This is a genomic window from Chitinophaga sp. 30R24, from assembly GCF_049056765.1.
GTDB lineage: Bacteria > Bacteroidota > Bacteroidia > Chitinophagales > Chitinophagaceae > Chitinophaga.
The window spans coordinates 69,197-91,837 of record NZ_JBJGXX010000012.1; the positions used below are offsets into that span (position 1 = coordinate 69,197).

13 protein-coding genes are annotated in these 22,641 nt (G+C 44.5%); 2 read left to right on the top strand and 11 right to left on the bottom strand.

Features of this window, described 5'->3' with window-relative positions:
- Positions 1 to 20 precede the first annotated feature (20 nt).
- The 11 genes from ACDQ55_RS18735 to ACDQ55_RS18785 all read right to left on the bottom strand — a co-directional run bounded on the left by ACDQ55_RS18735 (position 21) and on the right by ACDQ55_RS18785 (position 20,730).
- Positions 21 to 527: a 2'-5' RNA ligase family protein gene (locus ACDQ55_RS18735; RefSeq protein WP_420983028.1), complete on the bottom strand. Its 507-nt coding sequence runs from the start codon at positions 525 to 527 to the stop codon at positions 21 to 23.
- A gap of 298 nt (positions 528 to 825) precedes the next feature.
- Entirely contained in the window at positions 826 to 3,081 is a 2,256-nt protein-coding gene (locus ACDQ55_RS18740; RefSeq protein WP_420983029.1) for a GH92 family glycosyl hydrolase, read from the bottom strand.
- A 67-nt stretch (positions 3,082 to 3,148) separates the two neighbouring features.
- Positions 3,149 to 3,379, bottom strand: coding sequence for a hypothetical protein (locus tag ACDQ55_RS18745; RefSeq protein WP_420983030.1), 231 nt, complete (start codon positions 3,377 to 3,379; stop codon positions 3,149 to 3,151).
- Positions 3,380 to 3,577: 198 nt separating this feature from the next.
- The gene (locus ACDQ55_RS18750; RefSeq protein ID WP_420983031.1) at positions 3,578 to 5,932 is read right to left on the bottom strand and encodes a hypothetical protein; all 2,355 of its coding nucleotides are present in this window, start codon (positions 5,930 to 5,932) and stop codon (positions 3,578 to 3,580) included.
- Between the two features lie 375 nt (positions 5,933 to 6,307).
- Positions 6,308 to 6,598 carry a hypothetical protein gene (locus ACDQ55_RS18755; RefSeq protein WP_420983033.1) on the bottom strand — a complete coding sequence of 97 codons (291 nt, stop codon included), beginning with the start codon at positions 6,596 to 6,598 and terminating at the stop codon, positions 6,308 to 6,310.
- 262 nt (positions 6,599 to 6,860) lie between these two features.
- Complete coding sequence (locus ACDQ55_RS18760; RefSeq protein ID WP_420983034.1) at positions 6,861 to 7,739, bottom strand: polysaccharide lyase; 879 nt, start codon at positions 7,737 to 7,739, stop codon at positions 6,861 to 6,863.
- A gap of 269 nt (positions 7,740 to 8,008) precedes the next feature.
- Complete coding sequence (locus tag ACDQ55_RS18765; RefSeq protein WP_420983035.1) at positions 8,009 to 11,635, bottom strand: glycoside hydrolase family 2 protein; 3,627 nt, start codon at positions 11,633 to 11,635, stop codon at positions 8,009 to 8,011.
- A gap of 107 nt (positions 11,636 to 11,742) precedes the next feature.
- Positions 11,743 to 12,852, bottom strand: a complete 1,110-nt coding sequence (locus ACDQ55_RS18770) for a glycoside hydrolase family 99-like domain-containing protein (RefSeq protein WP_420983036.1) — start codon at positions 12,850 to 12,852, stop codon at positions 11,743 to 11,745.
- An 11-nt stretch (positions 12,853 to 12,863) separates the two neighbouring features.
- A complete protein-coding gene (locus ACDQ55_RS18775) occupies positions 12,864 to 14,645 on the bottom strand; it encodes a SusD/RagB family nutrient-binding outer membrane lipoprotein (protein WP_420983037.1) in 1,782 nt (593 codons plus the stop codon).
- Positions 14,646 to 14,654: 9 nt separating this feature from the next.
- Positions 14,655 to 17,900, bottom strand: a complete 3,246-nt coding sequence (locus ACDQ55_RS18780; protein WP_420983038.1) for a SusC/RagA family TonB-linked outer membrane protein — start codon at positions 17,898 to 17,900, stop codon at positions 14,655 to 14,657.
- 247 nt (positions 17,901 to 18,147) lie between these two features.
- Positions 18,148 to 20,730 (bottom strand): kelch repeat-containing protein, encoded by a 2,583-nt coding sequence (locus ACDQ55_RS18785; RefSeq protein ID WP_420983039.1) that lies wholly within the window; start codon positions 20,728 to 20,730, stop codon positions 18,148 to 18,150.
- 448 nt (positions 20,731 to 21,178) lie between these two features.
- Here ACDQ55_RS18785 and ACDQ55_RS18790 point away from each other — a divergent pair, with 448 nt between their 5' ends.
- Positions 21,179 to 22,204, top strand: coding sequence for a nitronate monooxygenase (locus ACDQ55_RS18790; RefSeq protein WP_420983040.1), 1,026 nt, complete (start codon positions 21,179 to 21,181; stop codon positions 22,202 to 22,204).
- A 111-nt stretch (positions 22,205 to 22,315) separates the two neighbouring features.
- Positions 22,316 to 22,561, top strand: a complete 246-nt coding sequence (locus tag ACDQ55_RS18795; protein ID WP_420983041.1) for a hypothetical protein — start codon at positions 22,316 to 22,318, stop codon at positions 22,559 to 22,561.
- Positions 22,562 to 22,641: the final 80 nt, after the last annotated feature.

A 22,641-nucleotide genomic window follows, 5' to 3' on the forward strand; every position in this document is an offset into this window, starting at 1 on the left:
AGATAAAAACTTTGTTTTTTCTATTCTGCAAAAGAATACGTGGCAACTGGCTCCCACGGCCCCTTACGGTAACGCCATAACTGTATACCTGTAACGGTGGCGGCTATATGATAAAAACTTCGTTCCAGCTCCTGATAGGTTTGTTGTGCCTTAAATGCGGTTGATCCGTTCATAACAGTGATGTGCGGATAAAATGGCCGTTGGTCCCTCTTGGAGAGCCAGGATTCCCATTGTAATTGCAGCGTGGCATGCAATGTTTTTACCTTATCAGATTGCAGCGTATAGGCCACCCAGTTACCATACAACTGTACCTCACTAATAGCAACGGGAAAAACTGGCTGTGCAGCCACTGTCTCCAATAACGTATGGGTGATCAGCTGTTCCGCCGCTACAGGCAGGCAATAAAATAATGTTAGATGCGCCGCCACCCGGTTGGCATGCGCCGGATAATATTTTTTGCGCTGTCTGTTCAGAAAAGCGGTGGTTTCCGTATCCAACTGCAGAGTAACGATCAGGTTGTGGGACATCCCTATAATTTCAGGCAAAGATACATTTCAGGCGAGGATATTACCACAAAAACAAAGGCCGCATTGCTGCGGCCTTTGTTTTGTCTTCATCAATATTACAAGTGCTCACTTACTTCACCTGCAAACTATCTGTCAGGCGTATATCGGCAGAGGAACTGCCTACCTATTAATTTAAATATGCCCGGCTCTACTACCCGCTTCATTTCGGCTCCAAAGCCACACCATCTTTGTTGATGCCTTGCAGCGAACAACAAGCCAATACTAAAAATATCACATAATATTTTCAGTTATGGAAAGATTACTGTACGCCCCAGCTCTTATTAGGCTTAGGCCCCATGAACAGTTCCAATGTACCGCCGTCTACCAGTTGTTGATGGGTGAACGTTGGATTATTCAGCTCCTGGCCATTGAACCTGGCCGACTGTATGTATTTATTTACAACAGAACTATTGTGCGCAATAACGGTAAATTGCTTCTTGTTAGGCAATGCAATGCTTACATTTTCAAATACGGGGCTGCCAATAGTATACACTGGCTTACCAGGCGTAATCGGATAAAAACCCATAGAAGAGAATACCACAAAAGCAGACATACCGCCACCATCTTCATCTCCCGGAATACCAAATATATTATCCTTAAACCACACGTCCAGCAGGAAGCGTATACGCTCCTGCGTTTTCCAGGGAGCGCCGGTAAAGTTATACAGGTAAGGAATGTGGAAGCTAGGTTCATTACCCATGGAATACTGGCCTACCAGGCCCGTAGCATCTGGAAATTTGTTCCAGAAAGTATAACGGGACATATCCAGCGGTTCACGGAACAGTTGATCCAGTCTGTTTTCGAAAGCCTGCTTACCGCCCATTAGGCCAATCAGCCCGGGGATATCTTGTTGTACCTGCCAGAGGTAAGTCCAACCATTGTTTTCATCATAATAATCACGGCCACCTACACCGCCATCATATTTTACATTGATATCAATCCAATTACCATTGCTATCTTTTGGCAGGAAAAATTGCTGATCAGCGTTCCAGAGGTGCTTATAATTGTAGGCCCTTGGTGCAAACAATTGCTGATCCGCTTTCTTATTCAGTTCGCCAGCCATTTCAGACAGCGCCCAGTCATCGTATGCGCCGCCCAGGGTAACTGCTACCGCCTGTCTTTTTTCGAAAGGATGTACTTCCGCTACAGTTTCTTTTTCACCTGGGTGTAAGGCAGGGAAATAGCCTTTGGTGCGGTACACATCATCCAATACAGTACCAGGACCATTACGCCATGGTAACATTGTAGCCGATGTAGCGTTTTTACGCATACCCTGGTAAGCTGTTTCCGCATCAAATTTACGCAGCCCTTTTCTGTAGGCGTCCAGCATTACCACAGAAGAATGGAAACCATTCATACAAACGTGGTCGCCGAATAATACCGGGAAAGTAGGCATCCAGCCGCTCTGCTCATACATATGTACATATGATTCAAGGATGTCTTCTTCCCTGGACGGGTTGAGGATCATTCTCAATGGATGCAGCGCCAGGTAGGTATCCCAGGACCAATCATCTACATAAAAAGGCCGGGAGTCTTGGTGCACCTTCTTATCAAAGCCGCTGTAATATTGACCATCTTCAGTAATATCCACCGCCCTTTCATAGCAACGGTACAAAGCAGTATAGAAAGAACGCTGCTGCGCCAGGGTGCCGCCTTGTACTTTCACCTGGTTCATTACATCAGCCCAGGTTTGCTGACCGCTGGCAGCTACTTCGTCGAACTGTTGTTGGCTGATCTCTTCCGCGTAATTTTTCTTTGCCTGTTCGGGGCTGATGTAACTGATAGCGTATTTAAAGGTTACTTCCTTAGTAGTAGCCGGGAAACTAATCCAGGCCTGAATTTTTTTACCCGCAATGCTTTTCTTGCTGGTCAACTGGCCTTGTTCAATTACACCAGGATTACCGGCCTCACTGAACACACCATACATATATACCTTTACATAACCATTGTAAGTTTCCATTCCGGTAATCACATTACCTGGCAGGAAACTATACGTAGCCTCACCGTCGTTGTATACACCCAATAACAAGGATTTATTTTTTGCTTCCGGGAAACGGAAACGGTAGTAACCTGCTTTTTTTCCGGCAGTAAACTCGATGTTTACTTCGTCATTGAGCAACCAGGTAGAATAATACCAGGGCTTGTTAATTTCCAGGTTATGATCATAAGCCATTCTTGTTTGCCAGGCAGCTTTGTCTACCGGCGCCACACTGGGCTTAATAGAAAACACCTGTCCAAGCCGGTGTGAAACGATCGTCAGCGGGAAGTTGGATATCTGGTCATCCATATAATCTTTCCGCTGTGGAGTAAAGCGTATCAGCTGATTGGGTAATTGTACAGTAGGTCTGGTAGGCTCCAGTAACTGTCCTACATTACCAATAGTAGGGTCTATCAGATCTATATTTTGCTTAGGTCCGGGAATAGTATCCGCCACAGTGGCCTTAGCAGCGCCAGACAAATACATAAAGGGCGACAGCAACAAAAGGCTGCACAACTTCCATGTTGTTTTTTTCATTCACTAAAAGGTTTATACTCAAAAGAGAAATTCAATATAGTATAGTTTAACTAATAAAACATTTTAATCATGCACAGGTGCTATTCAGGGAAGGCAATAACTCTTTGGCATATCTCACTATGGTATGGGAATAAATGCCTGTAAGTACCCAATTAATGGCTTGAGGTTGTTCATCAGGAAGCAATACCGCCAATATTATAAAAAGAAAAAGAATGCTGACGAGCTTAATCATCAGCATCCTCCTATTTTGTAATAAAACGGCCTGAGTGCCATAGTCGTGGAATCGAGTCTTATTCATTTTCATGCAATTTATAGGGTATACCTTAATAACAGCACTAATAATGCACTAACCACCACTATAACCAGGAAGAAATATCCTGCTATGCTTAATTAATGATTAATAACAAATTAAAAAGTGGCTTAGTCAGCTGCAAACAATTGTTATTTTGTTTTGCGAAATGACTAAGCCACTGAAAAAAGGGTATGGGTATAATGATTATTTATCGCCGGAAAACGCATTGAAAGGGTATGGAAAATCCTCTCCGTACATATGCTGGTATTCCTTTAAGAATTTATTGAAGGTAGTTCTGGCCAGGGAATGACGGCCCAGAGCGATAAGGCTGCTACATTTCAGGCGCAGTGCTTCTTCATTTACCGGATCAAACAGGAAAATGCTGTCTGCAATTTCAATAAGCAGTTCAGGATCTGCTTTAAACTGTACAGCAGCTTCGGTAAGTATATCCAGCGCCTGGGTGGAAATTTCCGACTGGATATCTTCCAACCATGTATAATTTGTATCGGGCAGGAAAGAGCCCCGGTGCAGTATTTTTAATAATCCCCGCAAAGATGGCTGTTGCAAAGGCCTTGGCAGCTGCAACAACACCTGGAAACTGGCCAGGTCCATGTCTATTTCTGCCGGATCATATTGCAAGCTCCACCTGTCGGCTTCCTTAACGAAAGCACAGGTCCCTAATTTATCGAGTATGGCTTTCAGCTTTACCATATTCACAGAACGGTTGTTCTGGGCTTCCTTGTTCGACTTATCACGCCACAGCGTAGCATATAGCTTATCAGAAGCAATGCCTTTACCACCAGAGCGAATAGTATTGATGGCTATCAACAGGAAGAGCTCTTTTAGCAATGGCGTAAAAAAACGGGTAATATCCTGCCCTTCTTTATCCTGTACTTCAAAGGGGCCAAAGCACCAAACATTGCCCCTCTTTTCTGCTTCCGGATCCGGTAAGGCTTCTTCTTCCGGCACTGCAACAGGCAGCGCAACCGCCTGTTCTTCGGAAGCAGCATCATGTACACTATTGATTACCGGCAACACTGGGGCCGGTACCTGTTTAGCCTGTTTACGGCGCCTTCTTCTTAAGAAGAAAGCGATCATCAATATCATCAGAGGGACTACCGCCAGGAAATAATACCAACCGGGTAATCCGGGCAGCCCTGCATTCGTGACCACCATAACATCTGGCGGAAATTCCAGGGTATATACTTTTACTTCCGTGATATTGTCTTTAGAAGTATATAAGGTGATTGCCACCAGCTTCTTGCTGTCTTTACAATAATACAGGTCGGCGAAAGATTTGATATCGTGGAAAGAATAAGGAATAGTGCCAGCGAGCGGCGCATACTGCGGTTCCTCCAAAGAGCCTTGGATCAGTTGCAGGGAAGTATTAAACTTATCGTCGGGGAAGATCAAGGCATAATAATGCCTTCCATCAGGGTCTATTACAAGGCTGTTGGCAAAACAAAATTGGGTAGATGGTTCAGGCAGGTGGTAAATGTTACTGAAGGAATGGTCTTTTACGTGATAAGCCAACAGATCGTAGTAATGACGCGGATTAACCACCTGGTTGCCGCTATTACTGCCATATCCCCCCAGTACAAACGCGGTGTCTCCATCGGCATTAGCGCCCACAGCCGCCAGGTAACGGGGTGTCAGGCGTTCGCCAGTAGTAATGATGGAGTCCCATTTATGGTCGGGTATATGATAGCGTTGTACCGTATTTTTATATTGCAATTGCCCATATCCACAGAGAATATAGAGAGAAGAATCCTTCCTGGAAATAAATTTATTCGCCTGCCAATAAACAGTGAGTGGGTCTGGTGGATAGCTTACCTCCCACCTCCGGGTGGCAGGGTCATACACCCCCACCCTTTTTTGATCTATATAAAAATTATACAGCCGGTTGTTGAAGGGATTATAAACAGACTGGTTACCGGGCATCAGACTATCCAGCCGTTGCGACAACTTCACGGCATCCTGTTGTTCGCTCTTAAATGAGATTGCATATAAAGAATCTGCCGACACTATATATACTATTTCGTCATTTCTGTTGAATGCTATGCTAGGGTTACCATTAATTTCCCTGGTATACACCAGGTTCCAATTGCGATGCCGGGGCCCTATCCAATTGGGATTTTTGACCGTCGCCTTCTTCCCTTCCACTAGATCAATAGCGACATTACCCGTATTTTCAGACAGCGGCCAGTTGAAACGAGTTTGTTCCCCTTCTTTCACTACCACATTCCGTAAGTTCATAGGCGGGATATCTACCGTCTGGAAACCTTCATAACTATTGGCACCGAAAAATACCCGGAAACACAGCGGCACACTGAACCTGACAGGCCCGTTACAAATAGGCCGGTTGTTAACCAGTAAGGCCACCTCATTTTGTTGCAGATCGAACCGGATGGTAAAATGCGTCCATTTCCCGAACAGGTCAAGCGAATCCACTGTAAACACCTGAGAAATGCTTTCCCCTATCAGAAAATTAAATGTTCTTTCCTTTTGGTTGTATACCAGATCAATATTCTGGTTATTAGCCGTAATTAATCTCAGCACATATCCAAAATAAGTTTCCTTATACGGCAAAAAATTCAGCTCAAAAGAGATTTCCCCATTTTTTTTAAAGCATAGGGGACCGGATGACGTTAAATGCAGCGTTGTTCGTTTCTCCTGTACTACTTCATGGCTGGAAAAGCGTAATCCGTAGGATTGAGCATACCCAACTGCAGTAATCAGTTGAACATATATAAAAAGTAAAAGGATAAATTTCCACATACTCCGCTATAAAACTAAAATAACAAACTATCTAAATATTTATCGATCTAACGCCACGTGGAATATACAAATAATAAACAAATTAATACTTTTTATGCCCTAATAATCAATGACAAAGTATACACGCAAAGCCGTCAATAACTAGCCGTTAAACAGTTAGCTTTTTAAAAATTGATTGACCAATAGTTCCCATTCCTCTTCCTGCGAATAATCCGGCCTGGTAATGCCAGCTTTCCGGTACCAGTAACCAGCATTCCATTCATCTCCTTCAACCCTGTGCAGGTAAGCATGTACCCTGGCAGCGGCTGTACCTGGTAACTGATCTACCAGGTCATGCGCTTTTTGCCAGTTTCCCCTGGCATCATACCACAAAGACTCCAGATATACTGATAACGCTGCAGGCGGGTGCACTCCCTGCAATGTTTGTTTAAATTCAATAAGGTCCATCTTTATAATTTATCAGCTAAACTAACGCGGACCTCAAATATACAGCCGGAGCAGGTAAAATGCCAAGCTCCGGCTTCAGTATAATATTAAATTAGCACTAATTAGTGATCAAATACATATTAAGTGTGTAATATATATTATTTTATTACTCTTTTAAGCCTATCCCACTTTTATAAATACCTGGAATGCCCGAATACATCGAGGCTGTATCATGGATACAGCCTCGATTTTTGTTGCCCCGGCAGGTGAATGCAACAAGATATTAATTGATCTTATGTACGCTAAGGTTATCGTAGTAGATATAGCCTACAGAAGATGATTCCCAATAAGATTGGCTACCGCCACGGAAAGTGTGAAAGGTAACTTCTCTGATCTGGCGCTTTCTGTCGTTAGTAGTCCAGCGGATATTACGGTCGAGTAATACCGTGCCGTTAATCACGATTTGTACATGCCCGTCGGTATTGCTACCAGTATTACTTTTAATATATAAATGTACGTGATAGGTAGTACCTTTTTGTATGCTGCCACTGGCAGGATAAGAAAGTCCAAAATCATCTCCATAGTCGCCTGGCTGATCTTTATAATACAAATACGGTTGAAAATATACCCTTCCGGCGTCGTTTTGGTACCACATCAGCCGTAGGGAACCACCATTACCGTCCCAGCCAGGGTCGCCGCCAGTATTGCCATCCCCAACAGAGAAGCCAAAACCGACTTTACCACCACGGCTCCAGTCGAATTGGCTATGAAAACGAATATCGTAATCCATTTCATAGGCTGTTCCATCAGATACATCGATGTTGGCCACTACACCACCCGCAGCAGAAAGCGCATTGGGGTCCAGTTGAATACGCAGATTACCATTAGAAATATAAGCCCTGGAATTATTCCAACCGGTTACATTTCCAAAATCGGCCGCGGCATTGCCAGAAGTATAGGTAGTACCAGTAGCATAACCATCCCAATTAACCGACCAGGTACTATTGATGGAATTAATGCCTACTACGGCATCTGCGGCATTACCGGTTTCTCCGGCGGGAGAAAGGGTGGCCGACAAATTTTTTTTACAGGCAGTAAAACTGCCGCTGATTAATAATAGTGCTACTGCTACGGTAGTACGAAAAGAAACAGTGGAATTCATGCATGTTAGGTTGAAAATGAAGAAATAGGTTCATTCATGTGCCTGGGCTACAACAAACTAAATATAGCCGTAAGTACCCGATACCCCAGCAACACCGCCACTTCATTTCTACGTCATACCTGAAAGCACCATTGCGCCAGTCTTTCCCCGGAGCACAAAAATGTGCTGCACGACTTATTTGGTGCACAAGCCATATCATTGACGATGTTTGATGCACCCTATTTTTCAGTACCCGGTGTTAGTTTAGGCGCTTTGCTTTTGATACCCCCTTATTTAGATAATGCCGTGATCAAGTTACTGAGCAACCTACCGGCAATAGGATCAGTAACCGCTTTGTCCAATAACATGGTGGAGAGATAGGCGGTGCCCTGACCACTTATCTTTACCAGGGTAGCGCCCTGAATTTTAGCCATGTAGGCAGCGCGTTCTTTCATACCGCCGTTAATATAGCCGTGTACGTTAATGTGCTTAGCCAATACTTCCAGATTGCCGTCTCTTTGTACCGACAAAGCAGTATTACACACAGCAGGTAATTCCCGTTGGTTATTATTAAAATAACGCAGGTCCAACGGAGCAATATCCTGAAACACCGCTGATTCCGGGATATCCATATTCGCAATGTCTCCTTCCTGGAAACGCAATGTATCTGTTATCTGGCCGGGGAACAGCTGTGGCGCCACCCCGGCGGCTCCCAACAACAATACCTTAGCCCCAGAGTGAATGAAAGTGCGTAGCTGCTCAAGTTCTTCCAACGTAACGTTTTTACCAGCCTGCAACCCTGCAAATACATATACAGCAGCTTTCTTACTCAGGGCTTCTGTTACAGAAGCGACGGAATCATATTTATAGTGCAAGCTATCAAATGCCGACTGCATCGTATGCGCCGCATCCAGCAACACTATAGATACAGGTGGAATAGCCGTATACCGTTTATCAGCCAGTATAATTTTATACTCGTTGGCAGATACCTGCTGCTGGTTCTCCTCTAATCTGAGGACCAGTTTACCCGTAACACGGTTAGCCGGCAAAGTAGCAGGAATGATGATTTCAGGGACTACCCATTTCCGGCCGTAATAAGGCACTGCAGCTATGCTTTGTTTGCCTGAAGCTATTTCTTTTCCGTTGCTGGCTAGTAGTTGCCAGGTAAGCGCGGTTGGCTGCAAAGATGTACCTTCAGGCCGATCGTTTACAACGCAAATACGTACGGGCACCCTGGCGCCTGCATAAAAGTGCCTTCCCCACAGCTCGGCGCTCACCAATACTGGTTGTAATGCCCTTTTAAGCGCATAATAAGTGGGATAAGGTGAAATCGCTTTACTGTCGTATACATTTTTGAACCAGCTTAACAACGCAAAATGCAGCATCCCCGATGCCTGGTCGTTGGTACGCCGATAGGCTTCTGCCTGTTCTCCGGTAATAAATGCCTGCGATTCCATGAAATAAGCAGGATCACTGAATTCATAAGCATAATCGCCTACCAGCTCCTGCGCTGTTTGATGTACTTGTGTATAAAACCTTACCGGATGACCAGTTTCGTTGTTGGAATAACCAGAAGACATCTCCTGGCTGATCAGCGGGCGGCCCGGATGATAGTTGCGTTGCTGGAATTCACCATTGAACTGCTTAAAGATCGAGTAGTCGTACCAGTTAATATATGCATGTATATCATCAATATCGCCATCATCAATATCTTTGAAAAAGTCTTTACCAAATTTTTTCTCATTCCGTTTGTAGTTGGAGTCGAAGCAAATAGGACGGGTACCATCTGTTTTACGCATGCTTTTTACCACCTCTGAAATGATCTTCATTTTGAGCTTAGCCCGTTCAAAATCGGGATCGTTATCATAGAATTTCATCTCATTATTAACTGTCCAGAATAATATAGAGGGATGATTACGATACTTTCTCAGCAGGGCCAGGTACTCATCGGCCCACATGCTGATCAGCTTTTCATCGGGCATAGAGCCATTGATCATGAGCCAGGGCCAGGTACCTTCATAGCTGATGCCGATTCCCTTTTTATCGGCGGCATCTATCCAGCATTCGGTATAGGGTGAAGTATGCGTACGCGTTACTTCCATATTACCTGCCTTCATCAGGTCGTAGAAAGTGTTGGCCAGTTGCTTATCGTTAGGCGCCAGGGCAAACGGCGTGTGGTTACCTCCTCTGAGCCAGTAACGGCGACCATTGAGATAGAAAAACCCATCTCTTGATTCAAAGGTCCGGAAACCAGACGTAATGGTAGTACGGTCGGTTGTATGTCCATCACTTTCTAGCGAAAAAGTGAAATCATAGAGGTGAGGCGTTTGTGGCGACCAGAGCAAGGGCTTCAGGTGATTTACCTCATAGTGCAATACTTTTTCTTCACCGGCTTTGATGGTAGTACCGGGTAAGTTTTCTCCACTATAGAGCGTCTCTTCTTTCCCTTTGATACTCGTATTAATGGTAAATACCTGATCGGCAGCAGCGTTATTCTTCACCGTTACTTCAAAAGCGGCACCGGTTAAACCAGGCTTAATGAATACATCTTTGATGGCCAGTGGTGAGGTGATCACCAGCGATACTGGCTGCCAGATGCCTGCAGGATCATCATTATAAAAACCATGGGCGAGGTCTTTCAACATTTTGTTGGTGACTTCCACACTAACAGCCACGTCTACTACCTTACCTGCATCCTGTATATCAGTGATGTAATCCCTTACCACCTTTACCGTCACCAGGTTTTTACCTGCTTTAAACAGGCCTTTACCATTTACGGTAAAGTCGCCGAACATGCCGATATGCTTACCCGCCAGCTTGCCATTGATATATACTTCTGCAATTTTAGATACGGCGTCAAAGTGCAGGGTGGTTTCTTTCTGTTCTATGCCTGCAGGTAGTGCTATCCATTGGCGATACCAGGCGGCGCTTGTTTTTTTATAATCAAAAGTATACCCTTGGCACCTAGCCGTTTCTTGTTGGAAGTACGCATCAGAAGCGCCTTTAGGATGCCCGTTGAATGTTTCGCCATGCAACCAGATACGGATGGGATTCCAGAAATCAGGCACCTGCATGGTATGCCATTGCTGATCGCTTTCCCTGGGAGAAACGGCTTGCTCTTGCCCGGGCAATTCGTATACAGGCATAAATAACCAATTGCCATCCAAAGATACAATGGTACGAGGCTGGCTGATATCTGCCACCTGTATTGGCTGATAGGCAGCGCGTTGTTTTTTCCGGAGATGTTCTTTTTCTATTTCCGTGGGAAGGACTGTATATTCCTTTTTAGGCACGCCTTTCAGGGCATCTGCCGGCAAAGGCTTTACTAACAGATCGTCGTACCAGGTTTTAACCCAACCGCCGCCAAGTGTAATTTTTCCGGCCGGCGCAAGCTGGCTATTCACATCCACCACATCAATGCGGGGCAGCAGTTCATTGTTCAGGAATACACGGATACGGTTACCGCATACGTCTACCCGCAGACTGTACCAGGCGCCAGGTACAGGGTGAAAATCGAGCGTACGCAAAGCCAGAAACTCATCTGTGCCCATATATCCCAACCGGCTCAGATACAGATTATTCTGCCTGCCTCCCCGCAAAGCTACTATATACCGGTCGTTCCGGTTAAAGGCCCGGAAACCGGCCCATATCTGTACCTCCCTGGCTGTATCCGGCGAACTGGCGCGAAAGCTGAAGGAATAATTGCTCCAAGACGTGTCCCCAAAAGCAGCATAAGCATTTTCTGTTTGCAGTACGCCATTTTCCAGGGTGCAGGTGCCCGCTCCTGCAGTTACTAACTGAGTGGGGCTTTCCTCAAACGATTCTTTCCATTCACGCTGCTGTGCATATCCCTTGCCTGTTAAAAGCAGCAGAACAATGGGGATAACAACATACTGCCTGCTTCTTTTTATCATCATAACAGGTATATTTTCATTCTTTAACATAAAAAAGAAAGGGGGGCTGTAAACCAGCCCCCCGAGATAATAGTGATCAGAAAAATCACCGGGCTTCCACTAAATATTATTTATTTCTTGAACTCCTGCTTCACAATATTGGTATATAGCTCTCCATAGCTCTGTGCTGGTTCCAACTGGGTATCATCCGACCAGCTATTCCACGAATCTATTAGGATCAACCGGATTTTACTGCTCGCATTTTTCTTGGCTACGTTACACAGCTGCCTGAAAATAGCGCCACTATCGGAACGCGGGTACACTGGGTTAGTGCTGGTAGGGCTACCTATCAAAGGATTATAGGCCGGGGAAATATTGGGTATATAATCTATACCATAGTTCTTATCAAAGTAATCTTTAGAATAGATCCAAGCCTGGTCTATAGTTTGGGGAAGCAAATACCACCTGTCCCAGTTGCTGATAAAAGAACTGTAAGACTGGTGGTAAATAGCATCTACACAACCCTGGAAGCGGATCTGATAGCGGGCTGGCGGCGTCCAACGGTCTTGCATACCTACTATGTATACCTGCAGGCCCTGCGCACTTAAACGGCTTCTTAAAGTATCGTAAATCTTTTTGTTGTTATCGGAGAAAAGGGTTTGTGCATTTTGGATATACAATAGTGGTTTACCGCCTACCTGCATACAATGTTCATCCTTGAGGAAAGGTACAACACGCATAAAGTCCTGGTAAAACTGCTCCATTCTCACCGAATCTTTTTCGATCGGGTTAGTGGCGCTGAGTGAGCCGTAAGTACCTGTATTAAAATTATACTGGAGTGCAAACTTCATCTTGCCGTTAGCATCGCTATTGATGAAGTTTGCGATGAGTGTGGAATCCGACTTAAAGTTGTTGAAATCTTTGTTGGGAGAACGGTAAGAGAAAATGAAATAATCCAGGCCCGCTTTTACTCCCTGATCAATATGTTGCGCCATCAGGTTGGGTGTGAGCACTCCGCTGGGCATGGCGTATTTTCCCAGCACAGGCACCTCTTTCACATTAGCGTTCCAGCCACCATAGTTATAGTAAAAGGCGCCCACAGTATAATCCTGTGTAACCGGGATTTCTTCTATTTTATAATTCAGGATGTTATCATCTACAGATGGCCCGGACATATCTTTCTTACAGGCAAATAACAACACCACAGCTGCTGTAGTAAATAATATATTAAAACGTTTCATTTTTTCCTTTTTTACTTATGATAAGTAGAAGAGATCATTACTTTAAACCCTTGTGTAGCGGCAGCTTTCACGTAATCTTCGAATGTGTTGCCATACCATTTCATCAGGAATTGGTAATCATACATAGCTGGCATTGAATTCCAGTCGGGCACGGTATAAGGCATTGCGAAATGCAGTTGCTGATAGATATCATAATCGTCTACGCGACTGGTACCCAATTCTTTTAATGCGCTCTGGTAGCCGGCAGGGTTCAGGTTTACTACCGTAGTCGGATAAGAAGTCCTTCCCGGCACATCTGAATAGGTAGGGTTGGCAGAGTAAGAAGAGTTACCACCCGGATTGGTATGCGGAGGCAGGTTAAATACCCTGGTTCTGCGTTCCAGGCACCAGCAATCGAAACCGCCATCAGGAAAATAATTCAGCCAGCGCTGTATCCAGATCTTATTAATATTAGTTAGTGGAATATCTGTTTTTACCAGATGGAGATAGTTATAAAAACCAATGCCGGCAGTTCCCCACTTAATACCATCAGTTGCTTTGTAGGCATCTCTTACCGTACTGCTAATACCCCAGTAAGCGAAGTTGGCATCTATGCCGGCATTATAATATTGTGCGGCCCCCATAGCACCGCCAAGACCTAATTCTGCGGCTTCTGCTTTAAGGAATAATGCTTCTGCATAAGACAGCATAATAAAAGGCCTGTTTACCTGGTAAATGACCGGATTAGCATTGGAATAGCTGTTGATGTTGGAAGAACCCACTATATCCGCCGCGCCGGCCAAGGCCGTCCAACCAATCAGTTTGGTAGGTGCTTTAGGCTGTCCCAGATAAGGAATAGGCACTAACACTATTCTGAGGGAGTCATCCATACTACTGGCCAGGGTGTCTGGCAGCAGCAAACGATTGGCCATTGGTACAGTATCATAGTAGGCCTGTAATCTGGGATCATTATAAGATCTGAAAAAGGTCAGTAAAAACTCACTCAGTTTAGGCGCCTGTCCGGTGGCGGTAGGCGTGTAAGGATAGTAGCTATTGGTTTTAATGAACTTGGCGTAATAAGGATTTTCGTTACCTGCTATATTTTCGTAGTTCATTTTAGCTGTTTCCGCCTCGCTGTTGATCGTAGCTGTTTCATTAGCCATTACATCCTGAATCTGCTGCCTGGCCAGGTCTGGCAGATTTCGCTGGCATTGAAGCGCGATCTTCAGGCGTAGCGTATTGGCAAATTTCACCCAGTTTTGCAGATTACCGTTATATACCGGATCGTAGGTCAGCTTATCCCCGGTAAGGGATATTTTAGACGCTGCGTCTTTGAGCGTAGTTAAGGCATAAGTATAAAGGGTATCTTCATTATCAAACATCACGGAAGACAGATACTGTGTATTGTTCGCCTGTTTCAGCGGAGCCGGACCAAAATTACTTGCCAGGATGAAATAGGTATATGCATGAAGTATCCTTGCAATCTGCACCCGGTTGCTGAAGGAAGAATCATTGCTGTAGTTCAGCAATACCTGGTTAAGGTTACCCAATACCCCCTGGTAAAATGTTTGCCATAGTCCGGCATCCGTTACATCGTACCTGTTGGCCTGCTGGCACAGGAGATGGCTCAGATCCCAGTATTTACTGATGTTATAATTAGCCATCTGCGTGTTCAGGTTCTTCACCGCCGCCAGAATGCTGGCCTCTGGCGTAGCTTTTGTAAACTGCGTTGGGTCTGTATTAAGACTGGTAAAATCACGCTTGCACCCCCAACACAGGATCAGCAAAAAAGAAAAAATATATATTGCTTTCATGTTGCTCAATTAAAAAGTTAATTTCAAATCAAATCCATAAATAGAATAGGGAAAAGAACCGCCGGCTTCGATACCTTGCGCATTACCGGTAGTATTAGCTGATTCGGGGTCAATACCATGCGGGGTATGTTTGAAGATGGTCCACAGGTTCCTTCCTACAAAGGCCAAACGGGTAGATTTGACAGGCGTACGTTTTAGGATCGTTTCCGGTAAAGTATAGCCGAATATTAACTCACTTAGCTTGATGTTGCTGGCATTAAAAGTAATGGCCGGGGTATTGTTCAACGTCATATCAGACTCCCAAGTAGTAGGGTTCATCCAAATATTACTTTTTTGACCTGGCTGCATTCTGCCATTCTTATCCAGGATATAGTTTCCATTTTTATCCACCAGCGGGAAATAGGCATTGGGATAGCGGGCTCCTTTAGGCCTGTCCAGATCCTGGTAAACAGTATTGCCTGTGCTGACAGCCTGGCCTACTCCGGATCTTTCCTGATCATTTTCTCCGAGGATCACGTTGCTTAATAACCATTCATCGCGGCCATACAAACTATAAACAGTGCTACCCTGGAAGTTGGCCCGGCCATAAGAAGCAGAATAAAGTACCCCACCCCATTTCACGGTAAAGAGGAAGGAAAGATCGAACGGACCATATTTGAAAGAAGATCCCAAAGATCCGATCCAATCCGGATGGAAATTACCTAATACTACGTTAGGGTCTGCGATGGTTCTGCCGTTGGAAGGGTTCACAATCAAAGTATCATGTGTTTGATAAGGCGCGTTGCCGGTGAGCATACCATAAGGCTGGCCTACTACGGCGCTTACCGTAGCGCCCAGGTTGGTGCCCAGCGTCAGCTTATTCACACCATTTGACAACGACAATACCCTGTTCTTATTCATAGACCAATTGGCCAACACATTCCATCTCAGCTTCTTGGTTTCCAGCGCTACCGCATTTACAGATACCTCTACTCCCCTGTTCCTCATCTCACCAGCATTCACTACGCGGGTAGAGAAACCCGTTTCCACAGGTATCTGTGCTTTGATGATCTGGTTGGTAGTATTGGATTGATAAACATTAGCTGTTAATTGCACACGGCTATCAAAGAGCCCCAGTTCCAAGCCAGCTTCCCTGGAAAGTGTTTTTTCCGGTTTCAGCAAGGCATTATTCAACTGGTTATTGGCGCCATAGTTCAGGTAAGGGTATCCCAGGAATAAACCACCATAAGCGTAGGTAGTAATCAAAGACTGTGGTGGCGCTGCGTTACCTACCTGCGCCAGGGAAGCCCTCAGTTTTCCATAGGTTAGCAGGTGGTTTTGGGGAATGAAGTTGGAAAAGATAAAACTACCACTCACCGAAGGATAGAAAAAAGAGCTATTGGCAATCGGCAAGGTAGAAGACCAGTCGTTACGGCCTGTAATATCCAGGAACAGGAAGTCTCTGAAACCGATTGTAGCGTTGCCTAAAATCGATTGCACATTAGATTGAACATGAGATTCCGAGGCGGAAGGGAATGCATTACTATTCTGGATACTGGGCATATTATGCACCAGCAAGGAAAGAATAGTCGCTCCCCTGGTAAGGTTGTTGTTCATGATATATTCCGCTCCTGCATTGGCACTCAGGGTAAAGTCATGGAACTTATTATTATACATAAACATGCCTTGGTAATCCCAGGACTGGTTATTCTGGAAAGAGTTGGAGTAAGAACCGTTAGGCGTTTTCAGACCACCCAATTCCTTGTATTGGTAGTAACTCACCATCGTGATATCGGAAGATGCCTGCATCCTCAAGGTGAGGTGATTGCTGATCCGGGCAGAAGTAGTAATACCGGCCAATATCCTGTTACGGTCGTCCTCATTTTTGTTTTCATACAGCATCCAGAAAGGATTCTCGGTACTACCAACAGAACCGAAGGTCACAGAATTGCCATTTGCATCGGTCCAGGGAGCCATTGTACCCACATCTATACTACGGGGCAGATACACATAAGCCGCCATAGGACTATTAGCGTCCAGGTTACGGTAGGTACGGTTTTTAGTAGCCTGGCTCGTATACTGTATCCTGGCTTCTACATTGAACACGTTCCCTAATTTGCGGCTGGCATTAAATGAAATATTATGCTTTTTGATCAGGTTCTGATTCTTCAGTACATCATCACTGTTAGTAAAGGTATACGACAATCTGAATGCAGACAATGCATCTGCTTTACTGATAGCCACACTGGAAACATTGGTAACACTGGGTTTGTAGAAGGAGGTAATATTGCCGGGTTGCGGAGAATACCCATCCGGCAGTGGTTTACCGCTAAAATCGTTGTAGGGTTGCCCCAGCATGGGCATGCCCCAACTGGAGCTGTTTAAGCCTTCACGAACAGCGCCTGTACCAGGCGTAATATTATTACCACTGCCTACCAGGAATCCATTGCCCCCTTCTCCATATACGTTCTGGTAAGCAGGAAATTCAGCGATAGAATTCACCTGGGTATTTTGATTAATGGAAATACCAAGATTACCATCTTCCATTTTACCTTTCTTGGTAGTAACGAGGATGGCGCCATTAGCAGCCCTGGAACCATATAACGCAGCAGCGTTGGGGCCTTGCAGTACCTGTATCGACTCAATATCGTCCGGGTTCAGATCGGCAGCGCCATTACCAAAGTCAAGATTATCCCTTCCATCTCCCATGTCGTTGTTGATGGGCACTCCATCGAGTACCCATAAGGGTTGGTTGTTTTGCGTCATGGAGTTTTCACCACGCAGTATAACGCGACTGGAAGATCCCGGCTGACCGGTGGTAGTTACCTGTAAACCGGCTACTTTACCAGCCAGACCATTCACAATATTCAGGTCTCTGGCTTCTGTCAGGTTGTTCGCATTTACCGACTGGGTAGCATAGCCCACCTCTTTGGAACGTTTATTAATACCTAGTGCCCCTGAAATAACAACATTCTTTAAGTTAATGGTAGAAGTAACTAATGAAATCTGAATAGACGTACGCCCGTTAAGCGTTATTTCTTTGGTTTCATAACCAGTCATGGTAGCCCGTAAAACAGTATTCTTCGGATCAGCCACATAAATAGAAAAAGAACCGTCGTCGGAGGTAGCCACACCATTACGTGTGTCTTTTACCATAATACTCACACCAGGTAAAGGATTATTTTTTTCGTCTGTGGCCCTCCCTTTCACTAGGGTTCGCTGAGCCACTGCCTGCGTAAAACAGAGCAAGAGTAGGACTGGCAAGCAGAATCTCATAATTGATTGATAATTAATGGTTTAAAAAATCGTGGAACTTTTCTGATCGTGGAGCTAGGCAAATAATACTTATAGGAAGGGCATCTTTCAGATCGTGGAATCCAGTAAGTAAATGCTTCGCTGATAAAAACAGCTGTTAAATAAATTATATTGCAAATCAATGCGCTACGCGCTAATAAAAGCATTAACGAACGCATTAATGCCGGGCCAACCGCTAATTTTTTTTAAGAAAAAGTTAAAAAATACCTTACGAGATAATTTCCTGGAAACTGGGCACAAAAGGTTCTCCGTACATATGCCGATAATCCTTACAAAACTTTTCATAAACAGATCTTGCCAGGGAAAGCCTATTTAACTGGATCAGGGTTTTACATTTAATGCGTAGCGCCTCCTCATGGATAGGATCGAACACAAAGATGGCATTTACGATATCGATATAAACTTCCGGGGCAGTAGTAACCGGAAGCCGGTTAATTTCCCGCAGCAATACATCCAGCGCCTTTGAGGATATTTCAGATTTAATATCCTCCAGCCAGGAATACTCTGTCCGGAACAGGAAAGGACCTTCCTGCACGATCTTTAACAAGGCTTGTAAACGGCTGTTATCGAGCGGACCTGATTTTACCAGCTTGCTGAAATCGGCCAAGTCTATCCATAGCAATGCCGGATCATACACTAACTTCCACTTCCCTTCTTCCCGCATAATCACTCCGCTGCCTAATTTCTCCAGGATGCCTTTTAATTTTACCATGTTCACCGAGCGGTTATTACGGGCATCCCTTTCAGACTTATCATGCCAGAGGATCTCATAAAGCTTTTCCGAGGAAATGCCTTTCCCGGACCAGGCGGTATGAATAACGATCAGCAGGAACATTTCCCGAATCAGCGGAGAAAAAAAATGTGTAAGGGCATTCTTGTCTTTGTCTATTACCTGAAACTCTCCAAATAATAAGAGGACTGCTTTGTTATCGTGGTCAATAAACCAGTCCTCTATGGGTACCTCTTCTGACTGCGCTAATGATACCACAGGCGCTACCGGCGGAACAATGGGTACAGACGTTGGCGTGGCAACCGGAATAACGGGCACGGCTATCGGAACTGTTTTGACTTTATCTTTATATAGATATAATACGATTAACGACACCCCTCCTGTTACACCTAACAGGATCAGCATCCATTTAACCGGAAATCCTGCCGCGTTGCCGGGGGCCGATAATACCAGTTGCCCGGGTGGAAAAGCCAGGGAATAGATCTTTATCTCAGCCGATTTATCTCTGTTGGTTAACTGTGTAATCGCCAATAACTGATTACTCCGTGGGCAATAATACAGATCGGCAACAGAACGGTTGTCGAGGAATGCGTATGGAATGGTATCTCCGGCCAATTGATAAGCGGGATTATGCAAGGAACCTTTGATCAGCTGCAACCTGGATTTATACCGGTCGTTCGGAAACATCAAGGCATAATAGCTGTCATTCGTTGTATCGATCACCATAGAAGAAGCAAATACAAAAGGTTCCTGGGGTTCGGCCAAACTAAAAAGCTTTGTAATGCGCTTGTTTTTTACATCAAACAGCAACAAATCATAAAAATATTTGGGATTAAGCATTTGCTCGCCGGTATCGCTGCCATACCCTCCTAGTATATACGCTGTATCCCCCCTGGGCGTAGCCCCGATGGCAGCCAGGTATCTGGGCTTGTAATCACTTTGCTGAACAGCCACTTCTTCCCATTTACGGCCAGCAAACGTGCACCGCTGTATGTGATTTTTATATTTTAGCTGTCCATAGCCTCCCAAAATATATAATGCATTCTCATTCCTGGAAATAAATTTATTCGTTTGCCAATATTGGGTGATATCTGCCGTATCAAAGGGAATATCCCATTGACGGCTGGAAGGGCTATACCCCGCCAATACCTGTTGATCTATATGTATGCTATATAACGTATGATCTGCCGGATTAAAAATAGACTGGAAGCCGGGAGAAAGGTATACTGGCTTGCTTAGGGCATCTGCTGTGAGAGACTTGTCACGCAGCAGAAAACGGTATGTACTGTCTGCTCCCACCATAAACACTTCTTCCTCTTCCGGATTAAAAGTATAACTGGCATTCCCTTTTACCGTGAGCACCTGCAATAGTTGCCACTGCTGGTGCAGGCGAGTGCCCCAGATGGGATTATTTACATTGGCTGTTTTACCCTGTATTGAATCTGTAGCCACATTACCGGCAGATTCATGAAGCGGCCAAAAAGCAGCCAGTTTATTATGCTGGTATAAAGCCACCTCTTTCAGCTGCATAGGCGGCACATCGCTGGTTTTGAAATTGTGCAACTGGCAGGCGCCAAAAAGTATCTGAAAACATAGATCTTGCAGTGCTATTTTCCGGCTGCCACAGGGCTGCCCATTTACCGTGAGACTTAGGGTATGGCGGCTGTACTGCAGGGTACAGGTATTCCACTGGTGGAACAACCGGTTGGTGTCGATCTGAAAATCGAGGTTGGCAAAATTTTCTCCCAGAATAATATTAAATCTTCTGGTATTGTGGTTATAAATAAGGTCAATATTCTGCTGATGATGGTTGATCATCCGGAGCAGGTATCCATAATAGACATTGCGGTCGGGAAAGAAATTGAAATTAAAGGAGATGCCAAAGTCATCATCCAGGCAAAGGGGATTGTTACCATTCAGCACAAGTGATGTCCTCTTCTCCTGCACTTCCTCAAAGGAAGAAAAAACCAACCCTTGTGAACGGGCAGGCAAAATATTGGTGGCAAAAAAAAGTATCACAGCCCATACAATCACCGGGGCTTTATGTGAGCAAATATTCATAGTGGAACACTAAAGGGCATATCTATCAGATAACAGATTGCAAGTTATTATTTTATACCGGAACATAACATGCAGCATTATCTTTCAATAATATGCAATACGCTTTACATTTTTCTGGTTGATTAATATCGTCAAAATAACCCCCATTTAGAAAGGTAGGATAAAAATAAGATAAAAAAAGATAGGGAGCGCCAATAAAACAGGGTATATCTTTTCCAGGGCTTACCTTCTTCAAAAAAGAACCCGCATTAACCAGGTACCCCTTTATTTAAAATGTTCTCATTCACAGGGCGGCCTCATCATAAAAAAATACGTCATCCTTCATGCCTCTGCCCTGATATACTAAAAAGTCAAAAAAGATGGACTTTATTACAAAGCGCCCCTTCATTTACCGGCTTACTTTTACAGTAGCAACGATGATAGCTATTTAACCGGAAAAATCCATATCATGTGGTATCAGACAAAAGCAACTTCCATCACCGGCATTAAATATCCGATTATTCAAGGTCCTTTAGGTGATGGACTATCCACTACCCAGTTATTATCTGCCGTTTCCAATGCAGGCGGACTAGGTAGTTATGGCGCTCATACCTGTAGTCCGGAGCAGATCATCGCCCTCAACAAAAAAATCAGAACCCTTACGCCTCATCCTTACAATATTAATTTGTGGGTATCCAACGGTGATGAAGAAGCATCTACCCAATCATTAACAAAGTTTGCGCAGTTACAGGCATTCTTTCAACCATATTTCGATGAATTAAGTATCCCTATACCTACTTACCCGTCTCAGACACCTGTAAAGTTTGAAGCACAAGCAACAGCAGTATTACAAGCCCGGCCTCCGGTATTCAGTTTTGCTTTTGGTATCCCGCCGGCAGCTATCATCAGGGAATGCCGGCAGCAACACATTATTACGATCGGAACAGCCACTACACTGGAAGAAGCAGTGGCATTGGAAGAAGCCAGCGTTGATCTTGTAATAGCTACGGGGATAGAAGCAGGCTGGCATTGCCCGGCTTTCCTCCATCCGGCCGAAAATAACGCTACAGGGATTTTTGTTTTAATACAGCAACTCACCCACCGCATAAAAACGCCAGTGATTGCCGCAGGAGGCATTGCAGATGGCAAAGGGATAGCTGCTGCACTTACTTTAGGCGCCGCCGGCGTACAAATAGGCACAGCCTTCCTCGCATGTGAAGAATCTGGTGCTACCAATACTCAGAAACAACGCATGTTTGCAGATGACGCTATGCAAAACATACAGCAACAGCCGCCACTTGCCCAGGAAGCGACCCGTTCATTTTACTTGCAATCACTTTTTCTTCTGCCATTAAAGGAAGCTGCTATCGCCCAACATAAAACAGATCTGCTCACCTTCTGGTATGGCACCATTTCCAGCATACTCCGGCACACCAACGCCACTAAATTAATGCAGGCACTTATTGCAGATACCACTGCCATTCTAAAAAAATAAATTGACCTAAATGATCAAATAAGTTGAACGCTACAGCAAAATAGAATAGGAAAAGAAGATAGACCTTTACATCAGATCAAAACTAATCAACTAATCAAAATAATTGTTTGTATGAAAGACAATATTCAAAACAACTCAGCTATGCTGGCTTTAATTGCCGCACTACCTGTAGTCACTGTAGTACAAAGAGATACTCATGAGCCATATTCTGAAAAAAGGACCCGTGCATTTCCCGGCTCCTTATATGTATCCCAGGAAGCGCCATTAGAACTATTAACACCTGAGCAGGCACGTGCAGTACTTTCAGGCTCACAACATTATCCATGGTGGCTGGATATTGGGGAATTTCCCTCTTAATATACATCACCTAGTCATTATCATAACATAGAAAAAACCGATGCCAACTTTCTTTAAACTGATTCTTGTATATATGTATA